The organism is Pantoea sp. PNA 03-3, assembly GCF_003201175.1.
In the GTDB taxonomy this organism is placed as follows: Bacteria; Pseudomonadota; Gammaproteobacteria; order Enterobacterales; family Enterobacteriaceae; genus Pantoea; species Pantoea stewartii.
This window is the reverse complement of record NZ_QICO01000001.1, coordinates 1303579-1321429: the sequence shown is the minus strand read 5'-3', so window position 1 is coordinate 1321429 and position 17851 is coordinate 1303579. Positions and strand designations below refer to the sequence as shown.

General features: G+C 53.7%; 18 protein-coding genes. 11 read left to right on the top strand and 7 right to left on the bottom strand.

Annotated elements, in window-relative coordinates; genetic code table 11:
• Nucleotides 1-116 precede the first annotated feature (116 nt).
• The gene (locus C7433_RS06190) at nucleotides 117-1379 is read left to right on the top strand and encodes a phosphatase PAP2 family protein (RefSeq protein WP_039342912.1); all 1263 of its coding nucleotides are present in this window, start codon (nucleotides 117-119) and stop codon (nucleotides 1377-1379) included.
• Nucleotides 1380-1412: 33 nt separating this feature from the next.
• On the opposite strand, the gene C7433_RS06185 is transcribed toward C7433_RS06190, so the two are convergent.
• Nucleotides 1413-2606 (bottom strand): zinc-dependent alcohol dehydrogenase, encoded by a 1194-nt coding sequence (locus C7433_RS06185; protein WP_039342910.1) that lies wholly within the window; start codon nucleotides 2604-2606, stop codon nucleotides 1413-1415.
• 394 nt (nucleotides 2607-3000) lie between these two features.
• On the opposite strand from C7433_RS06185, the gene C7433_RS06180 reads away from it, so the two are divergent.
• The 4 genes from C7433_RS06180 (at nucleotide 3001) to C7433_RS06165 (ending at nucleotide 7303) form a co-directional block, all read left to right on the top strand.
• Complete coding sequence (locus tag C7433_RS06180; RefSeq protein ID WP_039342909.1) at nucleotides 3001-4284, top strand: HAAAP family serine/threonine permease; 1284 nt, start codon at nucleotides 3001-3003, stop codon at nucleotides 4282-4284.
• A 159-nt stretch (nucleotides 4285-4443) separates the two neighbouring features.
• On the top strand, nucleotides 4444-5538 hold the full coding sequence (locus C7433_RS06175; RefSeq protein ID WP_039342958.1) for an ABC transporter substrate-binding protein: 1095 nt from the start codon (nucleotides 4444-4446) through the stop codon (nucleotides 5536-5538).
• A gap of 380 nt (nucleotides 5539-5918) precedes the next feature.
• Nucleotides 5919-6350 carry an RcnB family protein gene (locus C7433_RS06170; RefSeq protein ID WP_054688003.1) on the top strand — a complete coding sequence of 144 codons (432 nt, stop codon included), beginning with the start codon at nucleotides 5919-5921 and terminating at the stop codon, nucleotides 6348-6350.
• 107 nt (nucleotides 6351-6457) lie between these two features.
• On the top strand, nucleotides 6458-7303 hold the full coding sequence (locus C7433_RS06165) for a Cof-type HAD-IIB family hydrolase (RefSeq protein ID WP_039342908.1): 846 nt from the start codon (nucleotides 6458-6460) through the stop codon (nucleotides 7301-7303).
• Nucleotides 7304-7340: 37 nt separating this feature from the next.
• On the opposite strand, the gene C7433_RS06160 is transcribed toward C7433_RS06165, so the two are convergent.
• Nucleotides 7341-8489, bottom strand: coding sequence for an iron-containing alcohol dehydrogenase (locus C7433_RS06160; protein ID WP_039342907.1), 1149 nt, complete (start codon nucleotides 8487-8489; stop codon nucleotides 7341-7343).
• Nucleotides 8490-8779: 290 nt separating this feature from the next.
• Between C7433_RS06160 and gntT the strand changes: the two genes are divergently transcribed.
• Nucleotides 8780-10096: a gluconate transporter gene (gntT, locus tag C7433_RS06155; RefSeq protein WP_110267785.1), complete on the top strand. Its 1317-nt coding sequence runs from the start codon at nucleotides 8780-8782 to the stop codon at nucleotides 10094-10096.
• 52 nt (nucleotides 10097-10148) lie between these two features.
• Here gntT and C7433_RS06150 read toward each other — a convergent pair whose 3' ends face one another.
• Nucleotides 10149-10394 (bottom strand): hypothetical protein, encoded by a 246-nt coding sequence (locus tag C7433_RS06150; protein ID WP_006118397.1) that lies wholly within the window; start codon nucleotides 10392-10394, stop codon nucleotides 10149-10151.
• An 863-nt stretch (nucleotides 10395-11257) separates the two neighbouring features.
• Here C7433_RS06150 and pagP point away from each other — a divergent pair.
• The 5 genes from pagP to tatE all read left to right on the top strand — a co-directional run bounded on the left by pagP (nucleotide 11258) and on the right by tatE (nucleotide 14081).
• Entirely contained in the window at nucleotides 11258-11791 is a 534-nt protein-coding gene (gene pagP, locus C7433_RS06145) for a lipid IV(A) palmitoyltransferase PagP (protein WP_110267826.1), read from the top strand.
• Between the two features lie 150 nt (nucleotides 11792-11941).
• Nucleotides 11942-12151, top strand: coding sequence for a transcription antiterminator/RNA stability regulator CspE (cspE, locus tag C7433_RS06140; protein WP_006118399.1), 210 nt, complete (start codon nucleotides 11942-11944; stop codon nucleotides 12149-12151).
• A 311-nt stretch (nucleotides 12152-12462) separates the two neighbouring features.
• On the top strand, nucleotides 12463-12894 hold the full coding sequence (locus C7433_RS06135) for a GNAT family N-acetyltransferase (protein ID WP_110267784.1): 432 nt from the start codon (nucleotides 12463-12465) through the stop codon (nucleotides 12892-12894).
• 39 nt (nucleotides 12895-12933) lie between these two features.
• Nucleotides 12934-13731 carry a deaminated glutathione amidase gene (locus C7433_RS06130; protein WP_110267783.1) on the top strand — a complete coding sequence of 266 codons (798 nt, stop codon included), beginning with the start codon at nucleotides 12934-12936 and terminating at the stop codon, nucleotides 13729-13731.
• Nucleotides 13732-13877: 146 nt separating this feature from the next.
• Entirely contained in the window at nucleotides 13878-14081 is a 204-nt protein-coding gene (gene tatE, locus C7433_RS06125) for a twin-arginine translocase subunit TatE (protein ID WP_006118401.1), read from the top strand.
• 111 nt (nucleotides 14082-14192) lie between these two features.
• Here the strand turns inward: tatE and lipA are convergent, their stop codons facing one another.
• From lipA to dacA, 4 genes are all read right to left on the bottom strand, one after another.
• On the bottom strand, nucleotides 14193-15158 hold the full coding sequence (gene lipA, locus C7433_RS06120) for a lipoyl synthase (RefSeq protein ID WP_006118402.1): 966 nt from the start codon (nucleotides 15156-15158) through the stop codon (nucleotides 14193-14195).
• Nucleotides 15159-15327: 169 nt separating this feature from the next.
• The gene (gene lipB / locus C7433_RS06115) at nucleotides 15328-15984 is read right to left on the bottom strand and encodes a lipoyl(octanoyl) transferase LipB (protein WP_039342901.1); all 657 of its coding nucleotides are present in this window, start codon (nucleotides 15982-15984) and stop codon (nucleotides 15328-15330) included.
• 173 nt (nucleotides 15985-16157) lie between these two features.
• A complete protein-coding gene (gene ybeD, locus C7433_RS06110; RefSeq protein WP_006118404.1) occupies nucleotides 16158-16421 on the bottom strand; it encodes a DUF493 family protein YbeD in 264 nt (87 codons plus the stop codon).
• Between the two features lie 103 nt (nucleotides 16422-16524).
• Nucleotides 16525-17736: a D-alanyl-D-alanine carboxypeptidase DacA gene (dacA, locus tag C7433_RS06105; protein ID WP_006118405.1), complete on the bottom strand. Its 1212-nt coding sequence runs from the start codon at nucleotides 17734-17736 to the stop codon at nucleotides 16525-16527.
• Between the last annotated feature and the right edge of the window lie 115 nt (nucleotides 17737-17851).

The window sequence follows — 17851 nt, the reverse complement described above, 5'->3', positions numbered from 1 at the left end:
TTTCTGAGATAAGCCTGCCACTGACGGCTGACGCGCGGCCCAGGCTTGCGAAATAAAACTGTCATACAGCAATGCTAGCGTGACAACCGGCAAGGTCAGAGAAAAAAGGAATAATAATGAAAATGCACATTACCCTGATTGCGGCGGCGCTGTTCATGACGCAACAGGCGCAGGCAATCCCGTTGTCTGAAGCCAGTGCGCTGGCGAACAAAACGTCTCAGGGCTCATCCAGTCCGGTATTCAATGCGCTTGAACTGCAGGCGCTGGCGGCAGAGCGCACGGCCATCCAGAACGGTGCACCTACGCTCAGCCGTGACCAGCTAAAACAGGCGAAACAAAGTGACAAACTCGCCGACTATCGCTGGCTGAAAGCCAGTGGCTACAATTTCCAGACCCAACCCCTGCAACAGGCGGGCATTGCGCTGTTATCGGGATTCAGTACGCTGCCGGATAACGTGATGAACGCTAACCGGGCCACAGTGACATCAATTAATCTTAATGCCACGCAGGGCGAACGCCGTCAGGCGCTGGCGGACGCCGAAGGGATTAGCTATCTGTATTTCCTTGCCGATGCCCTGGGACCGCGCTTAGGTAAAGCTTTTCTTGCGGCCTATGAAAAAGGCGAGCTGAGTAAAGCTGCCGCGCTGATAAAAGCCAGTGAAGTCAGCACCAGCGCGGCAAAAAAACACTTCGACTATCCACGTCCTTTCCTGCACAAAGGCAATACGATTCATCTGGTGCCGGATGACACGGTGATCAAAGATAACCAGCCTTATACGGCCGATGGGGGTTCTTTTCCCAGCGGACATACCAATACCGGCTACACCGATGCGTTATTGCTGGCTGAGATGATCCCGGAACGTTTTGATGCGTTGCTGCAACGGGGCGCGCGTTACGGGTATTCGCGGCTGGTTCTGGGCGTACATTATCCGCTGGACGTGATGGGATCGCGCATGGTGGCCCAATATAACGTCGCACATTATCTGAATGATGCTGCTTACCGGACGTTATTCGCAGAGGCTCGCCAGCAACTGCGTAGTGCGCTGGAAAAAGAGTGTGGTACCACATTAGCGGTGTGCGCAAAACCTGCGGGACAGGATGATCCCTATGGCACTGGCAGCATGAAGCCGTTTTACCGTTTCACCATGAGCTATAACCTGCCGAAGGTGGCAGGCAATAAGGCCAGGTTAACGGTTCCCGACGGCGCAGAGGTGTTGCTTGAAACCGCCTTGCCTCAACTGTCGGCGAAGCAGCGCCGTGCGCTGATGGTGAAAAGCGCGTTACCCGCCGGTTACCCACTGGGTGGGCCGGGCGCGGATCAGGCATTCTGGCAGCGGCTGGATTTAGATGCGGCCTACGCCCAGGCGAAGCACCGTTAACCTGTAACGGGCGGGAAACCCCGCCCGTGTTTGCTACAGCGTCGCCTGGGTTGGCGTCATGCCCGGCACCAGAATTACTTTTCGGCACGCTTCTTCCCGTTTTTCAAAGATGGCATAGCCCCGTGCCGCATCCTCCAGCGGCATATGGTGCGTCACAATCTCTTCCGGGGTTAAATGCCCTTTTTCGATGAGGCTGAGCAGGTCGGGCAGATAAGCATGAACATGCGTCTGGCCCATTTTGAAGGTCAGGCCCTTGTCAAACGCATCGCCGAACAGGAAGCCGTGAATAAAGCCGGCGTACACACCGGGCACGCTGACAATCCCGCCCCGGCGAACGGCCGCAATACACTGACGTAACGCTTTCCCGCTGCTGCCTTCCAGTTTCAGGTTAGTTAATACCGTTTCTGTCAGGCTGCCCTTGGCTTCAAAACCAACGGCGTCAATGACCGCATCCACGCCGCGATGGCCCGCACTGTGCTCAATGATCCAGGCGGCGGGATCGTCAGTTTTATCGAAATTAATCGGGATCACACCATAACGTTCCCTGGCAAAGTCCAGCCGGTAGTCATTATGATCGATCATATAGATCTGTTCTGCGCCCTCCAGGCGGGCGCAGGCGGCGCTGAGTAAGCCAACGGGGCCAGCACCAAAGATCGCGACGCTTGAACCCGACTTGATTTCAGCGTTTTTGACCGCCTGCCAGGCGGTCGGCAGGATATCAGACAGAAACAGCACTTTCTCGTCCGGGAGCGTTGCAGGCACTTTAAACGGACCGGTATTCGCTTTGGGAACTCGGACATATTCCGCCTGACCGCCGGGGATACCGCCGTACAGTTTGCTGTAGCCAAACAGGGCCGCAGGTGGCGTAATTTTTTTGCGGTTTAAGATCGCGCCTCTTCCGCTGTTGGTGTTTTCGCACGCGGCGTACTGATGCAGATGACAAAAAAAGCAGTCGCCGCAGGCAATCACAAACGGAATCACCACCCGATCACCTTTTGCCACGGCGGTCACTGCGCGACCTGCTTCCACCACTTCGCCCATGAACTCGTGGCCAAAAATGTCGCCATGATCCGTACCCGGGATTTTTCCCCGGTACAGGTGCAGATCTGAGCCACAAATAGCCGTGGCGGTAACGCGAAGAATAATATCATCGGCCGCTTCCAGACCGGGATCGGCAACATTATCAACGCTGACTTTATGCGGACCATGCCAGGTTAAGGCTTTCATGTAGTTGACTCCTGTAAACCGTTGAAGGACAGCAACGGCGCGGTCGGCGATACCAGCCCGACAACAGTCGTCGCCAAAATTTGTAAGGGTGCTTGAAGTGTAGTGAGGGAAAAACGGGTAAGCAGAGCGGTGGGGTGAAACCAGGAAACAACCACGGCCTGTAAAGCCTTTCCTGTAGGGGATGATGCGCATAACCCGCCCGGAATCTGCACGATATGACGCATTACTTGAACTCAGGTCGTCAGATAGTGTAAAAAAACGCACGCGCAATCGATTACGCAGCGGCAGCCTGAGGCATTCCTGTCGCCCGCGTTTACCTGTTCCCTCTGAGAACGGCCACACTTTTACCCGCAACTGGCCGCCTTTGCGGCTGATGCATACTCTGGAAAAGCTAATGAAAACCTCGCACACCCGCCCCCTGGAATCTGCCCGCATTACAGAAGAAACGGGCTGGCGTAAAACGGATACCGTCTGGATGCTGGGGCTTTACGGCACCGCAATCGGCGCAGGCGTCCTGTTTCTGCCCATCAATGCGGGGATGGGCGGTCTGTTGCCGCTGATAATTATGGCGCTGCTGGCTTTTCCGCTGACATTTTTTGCCCATCGCGCCTTAACGCGTTTCGTGCTGTCAGGCAGTCATCCGGCGGGCGACATCACGGATGTGGTGGAGGAGCATTTTGGGGCTGGCGCAGGCAGGTTGATCACGCTGCTCTATTTCTTTGCTATCTACCCCATTTTGCTGATGTACAGCGTGGCGATGACGAATACGGTCGAAAGCCTGATGGTCAATCAACTTGGGTTGACTGCGCCCCCGCGCGCCTTACTGGCGCTGCTGTTAATTGTAGGCATGATGACGGTGGTGCGCTTCGGCCAGACCATGATTGTCAAGGCGATGAGCGTGCTGGTTTATCCCTTCGTCGCGGTGCTGATGTTGATGGCCGTCTGCCTGATTCCTCACTGGCACGGCGCTGCACTGCAAACGTTGCACAGCGGCGGCGGCAACCTGTGGAGCACCTTGTGGCTGGCCCTGCCGGTGATGGTCTTTTCTTTTAATCACTCGCCGATTATCTCATCATTTGCGGTGGCCAAACGTCAGGAATACGGCGCCCAGGCTGAGCAAAAATGCTCACGGATTCTGGCCTGCGCGCACCTGTTAATGGTGCTGACCGTCATGTTCTTTGTGTTCAGCTGTGTGCTGAGCCTGTCCCCTGATGACCTGCGGTCAGCGAAAGCTCAGAACATTACGATATTGTCCTATCTGGCGAACCATTTTAATGCGCCGCTGATCGCCTGGACGGGGCCGGTAATCGCCATGGTCGCAATCGCTAAATCCTTTCTCGGGCACTACTTAGGGGCACGCGAAGGGTTTAACGGCATCGTTAACAAAGCGCTGCGTAGCCGGGGCAAGACGATTGCGCCTCAGCGGCTGAATCGCCTGACGGCAGGCTTTATGCTGCTGACGACCTGGCTGGTGGCGACGCTCGATCCTAATATTCTGAGCATGATTGAAACCCTGGGCGGCCCGGTGATTGCGGTCATTCTGTTTTTAATGCCGATGTACGCTATTCATCGTATTCCTGCCATGCGTCAATACAGCGGCAAGCTCAGTAATGTCTTTGTGGTGGCCAGTGGGCTGATTGCCATTTCCGCTATTTTCTATTCGCTTTTGCAGGCGTGACTGACGCGCGGCTGGCAACGCCGCCCTGTGTTTCTGCCGGACAGCGATCCTCTGTTCACGGCTTCAGACGTATTCGTTAAAAAAAGTTTTAAATTTTTTACGAATTTGCATGTTAAAGTTAACGAGAATAATTCTTATTCCTTAACAGGGTTACTAAACATGAAATTCGGTATTTTTGCAGCAACATTGTTGGCCTCAACCGTCTGTTCGGCAACGACGTATCCTGTCACCGTCACCGACATGGATGGCCAGCGTATCACGCTGCAGAAAGAGCCCCGGCACATCATTTTGCAGGACGGGCGCGACATTATGGCGCTGGCGTTGCTGGATCGTGATAATCCGTTCAAACGCGTCGTGGCCTGGAACAATCTGCCCAAAAAGCAGGACACGCAAACGTGGGCGCTGCTGGAGAAAACCTGGCCGCAGGCTGCCAGTATTGTGGATATGGGATTCAACGATCAGGGACAGGTAAACCTTGAAAGCGTGCTGGCGCAGAAGCCGGATCTGATGATTGCGCAACTGCGTGCCAAACCGGCGCTGATGCAATCTGGGGTACTGACCACGCTGAAAAGCCTGAATATCCCGGTCGTGTTTGTCGATGACGAACTGCATCCTAAGCAAAACACGGTGCCAGGGATAACGTTGCTGGGCAGCGTGCTGAACCGTGAAGCGGAGGCGAAAGCCTATACAGATTTTTATCAACAGCGCTGGCATGCGCTGCAAACGAAAATCGATCAGGTCAAAAACAAGCCTACCGTCTTTATTGAACCGATCGCCGGTAACAGCGACAGCTGCTGTTTTACCCACGCTCACAGCGGCTGGGGCGGGCTGGTTGAGGCGGTCGGCGGCAAAAATATTGGCTCGTCACTGCTGCCCGGTAATGCCGGTTTTGTGTCGCTGGAGAAGATCATCGCCATGAAGCCGGACGTTTACATTATGACCGGCTCGAAACGGTCCAACAGCAACGTGTTGCCGCTGGGCTACGGGGCGAATAAACAGGATGTCGCCACCACTTTTACCACATTACTAAAACGCACAGGGCTGGCGCAGATTGAGCCGGTGAAACAGGGAAAGACCTACGGGATTTATCACCACTTTTATAACCATCCCTACAACATTATTGGTATGGAAATTCTGGCAAAAGATCTTTATCCAAAGCAGTTTAGTGACCTGGATCCTACCGCGGATTACCACAACATTATCCGCCAGTTTACTAAATTACCGGATGCGCCCGTCATGCTGAGTTATCCCTGATACCTTTCCCTGAGGCGCGAACCTGTTGACCGCCGCGTGCAGGCTGAATTATGTGTTGAGTCAGCCTGCATCACGCGCGGCGGTTGAGGCTGATCCGCTTATCGGAAAGGATTCCGTTACGTTGCCGATGACCGCGCGCCTCTGGCTGACGCGCTTTCGTGCCGTTTAACATCATGGTCGGGCTGACCCTGCTCGCCTGATTACGCGTGAGTCTCTGCTGTCACCCTGTTGTTCTTCTACCTGCGGCGTCGTTCAGCGCGTCCTGAGACACGGCGCTTTCATCTGCTGACTTTTAAGAGTTTTGGCGATACTTATTGTGACGCCTCATGCCGATAGTAGTCATAACGGCGCGTCGTCGCCGTTACACTGGAGGCAGTACCATGAAAAAAATAAAATCAGTTTTAGTGAGTGTCCTTTTAGCATACAGCACCCTGTACAGCCTGCCGGGACTGGCGGATGGCCCCGGTGGTCCTGGTGGCCCATGGCATCATCCGGGACACGGTCCTGATGGTTTCGGCCCGCCGGGCCTGCGACGCGAAGGACCGCCGGGACCGGGTGGACCGCCACCGCCTGATGCGCGTCGTGACTACGACCACGATCGGTTTGCGTGGGAAGGGCATGAATTCCGGCGCGGCCGACCCGTTCCACGGGAATATTGCGGCGACAGATACCGGATCGATGACTGGCGTGAGCGCGGGTTGAGAGAGCCACCGGAAGGGCAGCACTGGGCGGATATCGATGGTAACTATGTGCTGATTGCAGCGGCCACCGGCATTATCACCTCACTCATCCTCAACAACGCGTTTCATTGATCACCATACAGGGATGGCAGATGCCATCCCTTTTTTATGCCACATGCGCTGCATTATCAGGCTATTCTGACAGTGAATCCTGAACGTTTCCCTGCTAAGGAGTTCTGATGACCACGGTAAAAATGGTTGCCGTTGATATGGACGGCACCTTTCTGGATGACAAAAAGCAGTACAACCGCGCCCGTTTTCTTGCCTGTTACCACCAGCTCAGCCAGCGAAACATCAGGTTTGTGGTCGCCAGTGGCAATCAATACCACCAACTGCGGTCGTTTTTTCCTGAGATCGCCAGCGAGATCGCGTTCGTCGCTGAAAATGGCGCACTGATTATCGACAGGGATGAAGAGCTGTTCTGTGGCGCGTTCTCACGCAGCGACATTGATGCCGTGCTCGATACGTTGAAAAACGGACACTATCCCGACCTGCGTTATCTGCTTTGTGGACGAAACAGCGCCTATTATTTTGAGGGAATGGATGAAACGTGGCTGGTGAAGATGCGTCACTACTGTCACCGGCTTAAGCCAATACGTACGCTTGATGAGGTGGCTGACGATCGGATACTGAAATTTGCGCTGAATCTGTCAGACGATTACGTCGAGCCTTTAATGGCGGATATTGGTCGCCTGCACGCAGGATCGGCAGCAGCCACATCCAGCGGTCACGGCTCGGTAGACTTAATCGTGCCCGGTCAGCATAAAGCCAATGGCCTGAACCTGCTGGCACAGCGCTGGGACATTTCCCACGATCAGGTGCTGGCCTTTGGTGATGGCGGTAACGATCTGGAAATGCTCCAGCAGTCCGGGTACAGCTTCGCCATGCGCAATGCGCCGCAACGAGTAAAGCAAACGGCGCGTTTTTTGGCTCCCGGAAACAATGAGGAAGGTGTCCTGCAGGTGATTGAACAGATGCTGGCAGGGGAAGCGCCGTTCAATACAGCGGCAGCGCAGCAGAGGTAGTGGCCTGATGCGGGCGGGCAAAACGCCCGCCCGTGGGCTACGCGGTGACGGTCCAGGCACGAACAAGCATGTCGTGCATCTCATCTTTACTGTAGCTGATCAGACTGTTTTTACTGTTCGCGCGGGCCAGAATCCAGGCCACGTCCGCTTCGCTCAGCGTCGGGCCATCCAGCCAGAATGCGGTAATCGCGGTACGTTGCAGCCAGGCTTTCAGGTCACGTGCCGGAGAGTCCGTGTGCGTGCCAAACAGCTGCTGATGCATGTCGGCCATCAACTGACGTTGTTCAGGATGCTGGCTCACGGCCAGATGGTCCAGAAACGTGAATAACAGCCTGCCGCAGACTTCGCCATGATGGAAAGGCTTTATCGCCCCCAGCTCGCCCGCAATACCGTGAATCACGCCCAGACCGGCAGTGCTCAGGCTGACACCGCCCAGCCAGGAAGCCATCATCATCGCCTCACGCGCCCGATCGCCTGTTTCATCCAACTGGTTCAAGGCCGGCCAGGCCTGGATAAACTGACGCAGCCCGCTCAAGGCCATCTGACGGGTAAAGTGGTTGCCCTTGCCAGACAGGTAGGCTTCAAACAGATGTGTGAAGGCATCGATCCCGCAGGTCGCCAGCACAGTATCGGGGGCGCCTTTGAGTAAGTCGGGATCCAGGATGGCGACCTGCGGCACAAATACCGGATGACGCAGCGACGCTTTGATCTGGATATCCTGCTGGTCGGTCACCACCGCGTTTTGGGTAACTTCGCTGCCGGTGCCCGCCGTGGTCGGAACGGCGATGAGGGGAAGGGTAACCGGGTTGACCGCCGTATCGCCGACTTTTTCCAGATAACGGGCCGTGGAGAGTGGATGCTGAATCATGGCGCTAAAGGCTTTAGCCGCATCCAGTACGCTTCCGCCGCCTATCGCGACGACCCGATCAACATGCCCTCGCCAGCGGGTGACCCAGCCATCAATATCCGCCGGGGAAGCCTCATGGCTGACAATTTCATAACCCACAATATGATCGTTCAGGGTGGTTTTGATACGTGCATAAGCTTCCCCCTGCAAAAATGACCGGCCGCAAAAGAGCAGAGTGGCCTGGGGTTGGGCAGCCAGCAGAGGAATCAGCTTGCTGAGGCTTCCCCGGCCAAAAAGGGTATGTTGATTGCTGTACAGCTCACTCAGATTGTCACTCACCCGCGCATCCTTTTGTCTCTTCGCTAAGCTTTGAGTGTAACGAAAACCCAACGTCAGGCCTTAAGAAACTTTCTGATAGCGGTCGGTTAAAAAGTTGATCACCTTCGCAAAACGTAAATTCATCCCTGGCGGGGTGATGCGCGAGTCGGGATGTTACCCTTAACATGTTATCGGTAACAGGGTGTGTCAAAACATGAATGTCACGACATTTCCCTGATTTTAAGCGTCCTCCGGGACCACGATAACCAAGCGGCACTGACATCATTCAGGGCATCAGGTGGAGAAAAATTATGCCATTACTCTATGTGGCGATTGGCGTGGCATTACTGTTACTGCTGATGATTCGCTTTAAACTTAATGGTTTTATCGCGTTGATTCTGGTTGCGCTGGCGGTGGGCGTGATGCAGGGCATGCCGGTCAACAAAGTGATTATTTCAATTAAAAATGGCGTGGGCGGCACGCTGGGCGGTCTGGCGCTGATTATGGGTTTTGGCGCGATGCTCGGTAAACTGCTGGCCGACTGCGGCGGCGCGCAGCGTATTGCCACCACGTTGATTGCGAAGTTTGGCACGCGGCATATTCAGTGGGCGCTCGTGCTGACCGGCTTCATCGTGGGGTTTGCGTTGTTTTATGAAGTCGGTTTTGTCTTAATGCTGCCGCTGGTGTTTAGCGTCGCCGCATCAGCACGTGTCCCGCTGCTGTTTGTGGGCGTGCCGATGGCCGCGGCACTGTCCGTAACCCACGGTTTTCTGCCTCCCCATCCGGGCCCGACCGCCATTGCGACGCTGTTCAACGCAGATATGGGGAAAACGCTGCTGTTTGGCACCTTACTGGGCATTCCAACGGTGATTCTTGCGGGGCCGGTTTATGCCCGTTTCCTGAAAGGCATTGATAAACCGATTCCGGAAGGCCTGTACAACCCCAAAACATTCACGGAAGCGGAAATGCCGGGCTTTGGGGTCAGCGTCTGGACATCGCTTGTGCCTGTAATACTGATGGCGCTGCGCGCGGTGGCCGAAATGGTTCTGCCTAAAGGGCATGCCTTGCTCCCTTATGCTGAGTTCTTTGGCGATCCCATCATGGCGACACTGATTGCTGTGCTGATTGCTATCTTCACCTTCGGTCTGAATCGTGGTCGCAGTATGGAACAGGTCATGGATACCCTGAGCGACTCCATCAAGATTATCGCCATGATGCTGCTCATCATTGGCGGCGGCGGTGCCTTTAAACAGGTCCTGGTGGACAGCGGCGTGGATAAATACATCGCCGGTATGATGCATGCAACCAGTCTGTCGCCTCTCTTCATGGCATGGTCAATCGCTGCTGTGTTACGTATTGCACTCGGATCCGCTACCGTTGCGGCCATTACGGCAGGCGGCATTGTGGCACCACTGATTGCGACCAGCGGTGCCAGCCCTGAACTGATGGTCATTGCGGTGGGCTCGGGCAGTGTGATTTTTTCACACGTTAACGATCCGGGGTTCTGGTTATTTAAAGAGTATTTTAACCTGACGATAGGCGAGACGCTTCGCTCCTGGTCTGCGCTGGAAACCATTATTTCGGTGTGTGGGCTGGTGGGCTGTTTGTTGCTCTCTTACGTGGTATAGAAATCAGAGCGTAGAAAACAAAAGGGCCGCACAGAACGGGCGGCCCAAAAGGTTAATCTGCATCTTCAAAACCCGCTTTCACCATTTCTTCTCGCAGTGCGCGGGCAATCTCACGGTTACCGCCCGTAACCGGATAAATCACATTGTTGACCACATCATCAAGGTAATGCTCCGCAAACTCTTGTCGGGTCAGTTGCGTGCCGCCTTCATCATTGATGGCGAAAAAACCTTTGATTTTGTCGCCGCTGTACTTTGCCTTAAGGCTGTAGCGGCCCATACTGGTATTAATACTGCTCATAAGGTCTCTCCCTGCTCTGCATTTGGACTGTCAACATTCTCGGGCTTTCCTGTCGGCATAAATTTTAGCCAGGAATAATCTGCAAAACGAAACGGCAGGCCGCACTAAAGCCACGCGATGCGATACTTCTCACAGAAAGAAACCGCTAAAACCGATTATTGCCTTCCGGGATGCGATCACGGCTGGCAAAAAGCAAACGGCAAAATCTCGCCTATACTGTCAGGGGATTGTTTTATTAGGTAAGGGATATGAAATGAAAATAATTTTGTGGATCATCGCCATCATTTTTATCGTCGGACTGCTGACGCTGACAGGCGTGTTTAAGCTCATCTTCTGATCGTGTTTTTACGGGCATCCAGACGGGTGCCCGATGCCTAAAATTTTCCTGTGTGTTGTTTCTTTCCCCTTCGTATTTCAGCCTGCATCTCTGCGTCATCCCGACCGGCTGTGCCATCCCCAGGTATGTTGTGGCCGCAATCGCTGTTCTTCTCATCAAGGCCCTTGTACGCCCGCACAAGCAGGATCAACGCCCGGTTTCATAGAGGAGTAGGACAGGGACACACCATATTTTAGCGGGCTTCTCAGTAAGCCCGGTTGCCTGTAAGTTGCTGTTTCGCTAGCTGAAGGGCAGGTAAGCGGCTATTTGCCCTTGCCGTTTGGGATGTGTTCAGATTTTTTACGTTAAAATTTCCCCACTTTTCCGTAACATGAATGATAATTACATGCTGAAAATACCCGGAGAGGGACACGTATCCGGGATCGAGGCGTTTTTCCGTTACTGAGTTTCAGTGTGGAATACTGAATTTAATCGAAACGATACAGGTAGCATTGACGTGAATAAATCTCTTTTTTCAGGCCCCTTTTTGGCCCTGTTTGTCTCTTTTTCCCTCCAGGCCGCCACATTTACCCAGCAAATCAAATCCGGCTGGAACACCTTTAGCGATAATGTTCAGCAAACCTGGGAACAACCGCAGAGCATCGATCTTTATGTGCCTGCCATCACCTGGCACAACCGTTGGACCTATGACAGAGAGCATATTGATCGCTACAACGAACGTCCCTGGGGAGCGGGCGGTGGCGTTTCCCGTTACGACGAGAAAGGGAACTGGCATGGCCTTTATGCGATGGCGTTCAAAGACTCCTTTAATCATTGGGAACCCTTTACAGGCTATGGCTGGGAAGCGACCTGGCGCCCGCTCACTAATCAGGCATTTCATTATGGACTGGGCTATACGGTTGGGGTAACGGCAAGGGATAACTGGGGATATTATCCCATCCCGGCTATATTACCTCTGGCATCAGTAGGTTACGGCCCGGTGAACTTTCAAATGACTTATATTCCAGGGACTTATAACAACGGGAACGTGTATTTTGCCTGGGTGCGCTGGCAGTTTTAACTGTCCGCGCCAGTGAATAAGTCACCGAAGGGTAAATAAAATGGATATTTATCACTTTTTCATCAAATCAGGCTGGACAAAACCTTCAGCAATTGCTGTACTAGATGACGACACAGTTTAGTGTCCATTTTTCATGTAAAGGTAATATAGATGTCTAAGATTAAAGGTAACGTTAAGTGGTTTAATGAATCTAAAGGATTCGGTTTCATTACTCCTGAAGATGGCAGCAAAGATGTATTCGTACACTTCTCTGCGATCCAGAGCAATGGCTTCAAAACTCTGGCTGAAGGTCAGCGTGTAGAGTTTGAAATCACTGACGGCGCAAAAGGCCCATCTGCTGCTAACGTTATCAGTCTGTAAGTTAACAGTCAGAATTCTAAAAACCCGCCTTCTGGCGGGTTTTTTTATGCCTGCGTTAATCTGATTTTTGCGGCGGCGAGAACCCTACTTGCGGTGCTGCTCACTTTAACCTCACGAACGGCTGCTTTCCTGCTACCTTTCTTAATCCAGCCAGCCGCTTATCCGCCGTCAGGACGGTATTTCAGCGCATAAATTGCGCTACCAGTCACAGATAGCTCCTGTAACATAATTATAACAACCTCCCGAGGCAGCATTTTCGGGCTGATCGGGTTATAACTACCTTTCTACATCGCAGAGGAAGAGGTGACAGGATGAATATTCGCCCCGCCCAGGCCAGGGACAGTTTCGTGTTGAGCGCGCTGTTAAGTGAATTAGGTTATGGCGGCACAGAGTCGTTTATTGAACAGCGCCTTGCCCAGTTGATAACCGATCCCAGTGAAACGCTGCTGGTGGCCGAACACGGTAATCAGGTGCTGGGTTTTCTCTCTATGCACTTCATCCCACAACTGGCCCTGGCCGGTGATTTTGCCCGTATTAGCTATTTTTGTATTGCCGATGGTGAGCGCAGCAAAGGGGTGGGACAGACGCTGCTTAAGCAGGCTGAAGCGCTGGCGGCGCACCATGGCTGTGATCGCATGGAAGTACATTGTCATGCGTCACGCCTTAAAGCCAACCAGTTTTATGGCCGCGAAGGGTATGTTGAATCACCACGCTACCATGTGAAAGCCTTACAGCCATTATAAGCGCCACAGCAGGGCTGCTGTCGGCAGGGAGGATGACGAATGAAAGTCGCGCTGGGTCAGTTTGTCGTTAAACGGGAATGGCAGGAGAATGCGCAAGCCTGTATAAACATGATGGCACAAGCCCGGGAAGCCAGCGCCGATCTGCTGGTGCTACCGGAGGCCGTGCTGGCCACAGATATGACCAACCCTGACTGGATACGGGAAGCGGCCCAACCGCTGAACGGCCCGTTTCTGACCCAGTTACTGACCGCCAGCCAGGGGCAGGCGCTGACGACCGTGTTCGGGATGCATGTGCCGGGCGACAGCCATAAAGTCTTTAACGTTCTGGTGGCCATTCGCGACGGCAAGATTCTGGCGGAATACCGCAAGCTGCATCTGTACGACGCCTTTTCAATGCAGGAATCGGCGCGGGTTGAGGCCGGTCAGGACGTGCCGCCGTTGGTGCCCGTGGCGGGCATGAACGTTGGGCTGATGACCTGCTATGACGTGCGGTTTCCGGAAATGGCACGACGTCTGGTGCTGGATGGTGCTGACGTGCTGGTCGTGCCATCAGCGTGGGTCAGAGGACCGCTAAAAGAGATGCACTGGGATTTACTCACCCGAACGCGAGCGCTGGAAAATACCTGTTATGTATTGGCGGTGGGCGAGTGCGGCGCACGTAATATTGGCAACAGTATGGTGATCGATCCGCTGGGCGTACCCATAAGTCGCGCCGCGGAGTCGCCTGCTTTGATCGTTGCCGATCTGGACCCACAGCGCATTGCGGCGGCGAGGGCTATGCTGCCGGTGCTGGAGAACCGTCGCTTTGCCCGGCCAGAGCTGGATCCGGCGCGTTGATCCCCGAGGCGCGGGGGGAACGGGCAAAGCGTAGCGCATAAAATGCGTCGGACGTTTTCTTACTCTGTTACAGATTCCGCTTGAGGTTGCCCCTAAACTGCGCCTAAATAGTCATTACCGTTATTCGTCAGATTATAAGGTTAAATATGGAAGGTATCAGTATTGCCAAGCTGCTGATTATCGGTGCGCTTATCGTACTGCTTTTTGGCACCAACAAGTTACGTTCTCTGGGTGGCGATCTGGGCTCCGCAATCAAAGGCTTTAAAAAGGCTATGAAAGACGAAGATTCCAGTGCAGCACGTACCTCAGCGGAAGAAACCCCTGCAGAACGCGTTTCTCATAAAGAGTAAGACCGCGTCAAAATGACAGAAGTGTTACTTTTTATTTCTGACTGCAGAAAAAAACCAGATTGCGGACAATCTGGTTTTTGTTTTTTCTGCACCTGACACAACGGCAAATGCTTATTTCACTTCCAGCCCTTTTGCCTGCATATCCGCATGATAAGAAGAACGCACAAAGGGTCCACAGGCCGCGTGGGTAAAGCCCATCGCCAGCGCTTCTTCTTTCATTTCATCGAACTCCGCCGGGCTGACATAACGCTGAACAGGTAAATGGTGACGGCTGGGCTGTAAGTACTGTCCCAGAGTAAGCATTGTCACACCGTGACGACGCAGATCGCGCATGACCTCAATGATTTCAGCATTGGTTTCACCCAGACCAACCATTAAACCGGATTTCGTCGGTACATCAGGATGCGCCTCTTTAAAACGCTCCAGCAGCTTCAGCGACCATTCATAGTTGGCACCCGGACGCACCTGACGGTATACACGCGGCACGTTCTCAAGGTTGTGGTTAAACACATCTGGTGGGGTGGCGGTCAGAATCTCGAGCGCACGATCCATGCGACCACGGAAGTCGGGTACCAGCGTTTCGATCTTGATATTAGGGCTTTTTTCGCGGATGGCGGTAATACAGTCCGCAAAATGCTGAGCACCGCCGTCGCGCAGATCGTCGCGGTCCACGGAGGTGATTACCACATAGCGCAATGCCATGTCGGCAATGGTCTGTGCCAGCTTACCGGGTTCATTCGCGTCGGGCGCGTTGGGGCGACCGTGTGCCACATCGCAGAACGGGCAACGGCGGGTACAAATTGCACCCAGAATCATAAAGGTGGCGGTACCGTGGTTAAAGCATTCGGCAAGGTTAGGGCAGGAGGCTTCTTCACAAACAGAGTGCAGACCGTTTTTACGCATCGCCGCTTTAATGCCCTGAATACGACTGGAGTCCGCAGGCAGTTTGATTTTCATCCACTCCGGCTTGCGTAAGATTTCTTGCCGGTCAACGGCCACGGTTTTCACCGGGATCAGCGCCATTTTGTCTGCGTCACGGTATTTGACGCCGCGTTCCATCTGAATTGGTTTACTCATAAATCAGCAGGTTCCGGTCGGATTGCGATTTGAAAGCTGTCTCACTCAACCCGAGAAGGCGGCTTTCAACTTTATTTGAAAAAAGTGCAAAAATTATATCATCTCAGCGGCCATTAAGCAGCCACAGACGTGCGTGATAAGTTACATATTTGTAAATACGCACGCACCGTCAAGGTAAGGCCGGTTCCGTCTCATGCCATTCCACCTGCTGATAACCTAACTGGCGGGCGAAGGTCTCGGCAAGCCGTGGGCGGACATCCGCCAGCGTGACCTCCGGGCAAAAATGTTTTAACTGCGTCATGTGCATGCCCGCGTAACCGCAGGGGTTGATACGCAAAAAGGGGCTGAGATCCATATCGACATTGAGAGCCAGCCCATGAAACGAGCACCCTTTGCGAATGCGCAGGCCCAGCGAGCAGATTTTTTCTTCTCCGACATAAACGCCGGGTGCATCGGCGCGCGCCCGAGCCGCCACACCAAAGCTGTCCAGTACGGCGATCACCGTTTCTTCTAACGCGGTGACAAGCTGACGCACGCCGGTTTTGCGACGTTTAACATCGATCAGCACATACATGATCTGCTGGCCCGGACCGTGATAGGTCACCTGGCCGCCGCGATCGCTCTGTACCACCGGAATCGAGCCGGGCATCAACAGGTGCTCGGCTTTGCCTGCCTGGCCCTGGGTAAAGACCGGCGGGTGTTCAACCAGCCAGACTTCATCACGGCTTTCGGCGTCGCGCTGGTCGGTGTAGCGATGCATCGCGTCTGAGGTTAACTGCCAGTCACATAAACCAGGCTGGCGAATAAGGAGCGTTTCAGCTGACAAAACGAATATCCGTTAAGAGGGCAGAGGCTGAGTATAACGCCGGCCGCGCGGAAGTGAAATGATGAGCGTAAAAGGAAGGCTGAGACGTTTTCCGCCGCACCGGCGCGGTCAGCAAACAAAAACGGGCCAGCCGGTAGCACCGACATGGCCCGTTGGCAGTATGACTGACAGTGTTACAACACCATGCGCACGATTTCAATTTTGCCCAGTTCTTCATACAGGGTTTCAACCTGTTCGATATGTGTCGCATTAATGGTGACGTTGACCGAGTGATAGTTACCCTTGCTGCTCGGTTTCACTTCAGGGCTGTAATCGCCGGGAGCATGGCGCTGCACCACTTCAAGCACCAAATCAACCAGCTCCGGTTGTGCCAGCCCCATCACTTTATAGGTAAACGGGGTCGGGAATTCGAGCAGTTCATTCAGTTTGGTTTTCATAATCACTCCGGTACTTAAAAAACAGGCTCCCGCCGAAGCGGGAGCATCATATTAACCTGTAATGGGGGCGAGGTGGCGGTTTTTCAACCGCCGCCATGCACCTTTAACCAAACCAGTGATGGAACATCAGTTTGATGTAGTCAACGATACGGCTAAAGAAGCCGCCTTCAGAGACTTCGTTCAGCACCACCAGAGGGCGTTGATCGATGGTTTTGCCATCTAACTGGAAGTTGATGCTGCCCACAACCTGATTTTTCTTCAACGGCGCATGCAGTTCAGTATTGCTCAGCACATAGCTGGCTTTCAGGTCTTTCATACGGCCACGAGGAATGGTCAGATACGCATCTTTTTCCACGCCCAGCTGTACGCGATCGCTGTTACCAAACCACACGGGCTCAGAGGCAAACTCTTTGCCGGCTTTCAACGGTGCAACCGTTTCAAAGAAGCGGAAGCCCCAGGTCAGCAGCTTTTTGCTTTCGGTTTCACGGCCCTTAAAGGTATGTCCACCCATTACGGCGGAAATCAGGCGCATCTGACCTTCTGTCGCAGAGGCAACCAGGTTATAGCCCGCCGCTGCGGTGTGGCCGGTTTTGATCCCGTCGACCGACAGACTGGTATCCCACAGCAGACCATTACGGTTCATCTGGCGAATGTTGTTGAAGGTAAACTCTTTTTCTTTGTAAACCGCATACTCTTCCGGCACATCACGGATAAGCGCCTGACCAATCAACGCCATATCACGGGCGGAGCTGTATTGGCCTTCGGCGTCCAGGCCATGGACGGTCTGGAAGTGCGTGTTCTGCAGACCCAGCGCTTTCACGTAGTTGTTCATCAGCCCTACGAAAGCATCCTGGCTGCCGGCAACATAGTCCGCCATCGCGACGCAGGCATCATTACCAGACTGCAGGACGATACCGCGCGTTAACTGAGAAACCGGTACGCGATCGCCGGGTTTCAGGAACATCAGTGATGATCCTTTAAAGACCGGATTGCCCGTTGCCCAGGCATCCTGACCAACAGTCACCATGTCGTCCTGATGAATTTTCCCGGCTTTCACTGCCTGACCGATCACGTAGCTGGTCATCATCTTTGTCAGACTGGCAGGATCGCGGCGTGCATCGGCGTTCTTTTCAGCCAGCACTTTGCCTGAGTTGTAGTCGATAAGAACGTAGGCTTCCGCATCAATATCCGGAACGCCCGGAATCATGGTCTTAAGATTGACATCATCAGCAATGGCGGCATGGCTGAGAGAGAAAGCGATCAGTGATCCCACTGTCAGGCGTTTTAACAAACGAGAAGGTTTCAGCGTGTTCATGTGTGGGACGACAACATCCATGGGTTTAGGGTTAAAAAAAGTCATTCATCATAACAAATGCCTGATTAACAGGCATCCGGCTTGATAACTGGGTTGTTAACAGACGTTACCAGTC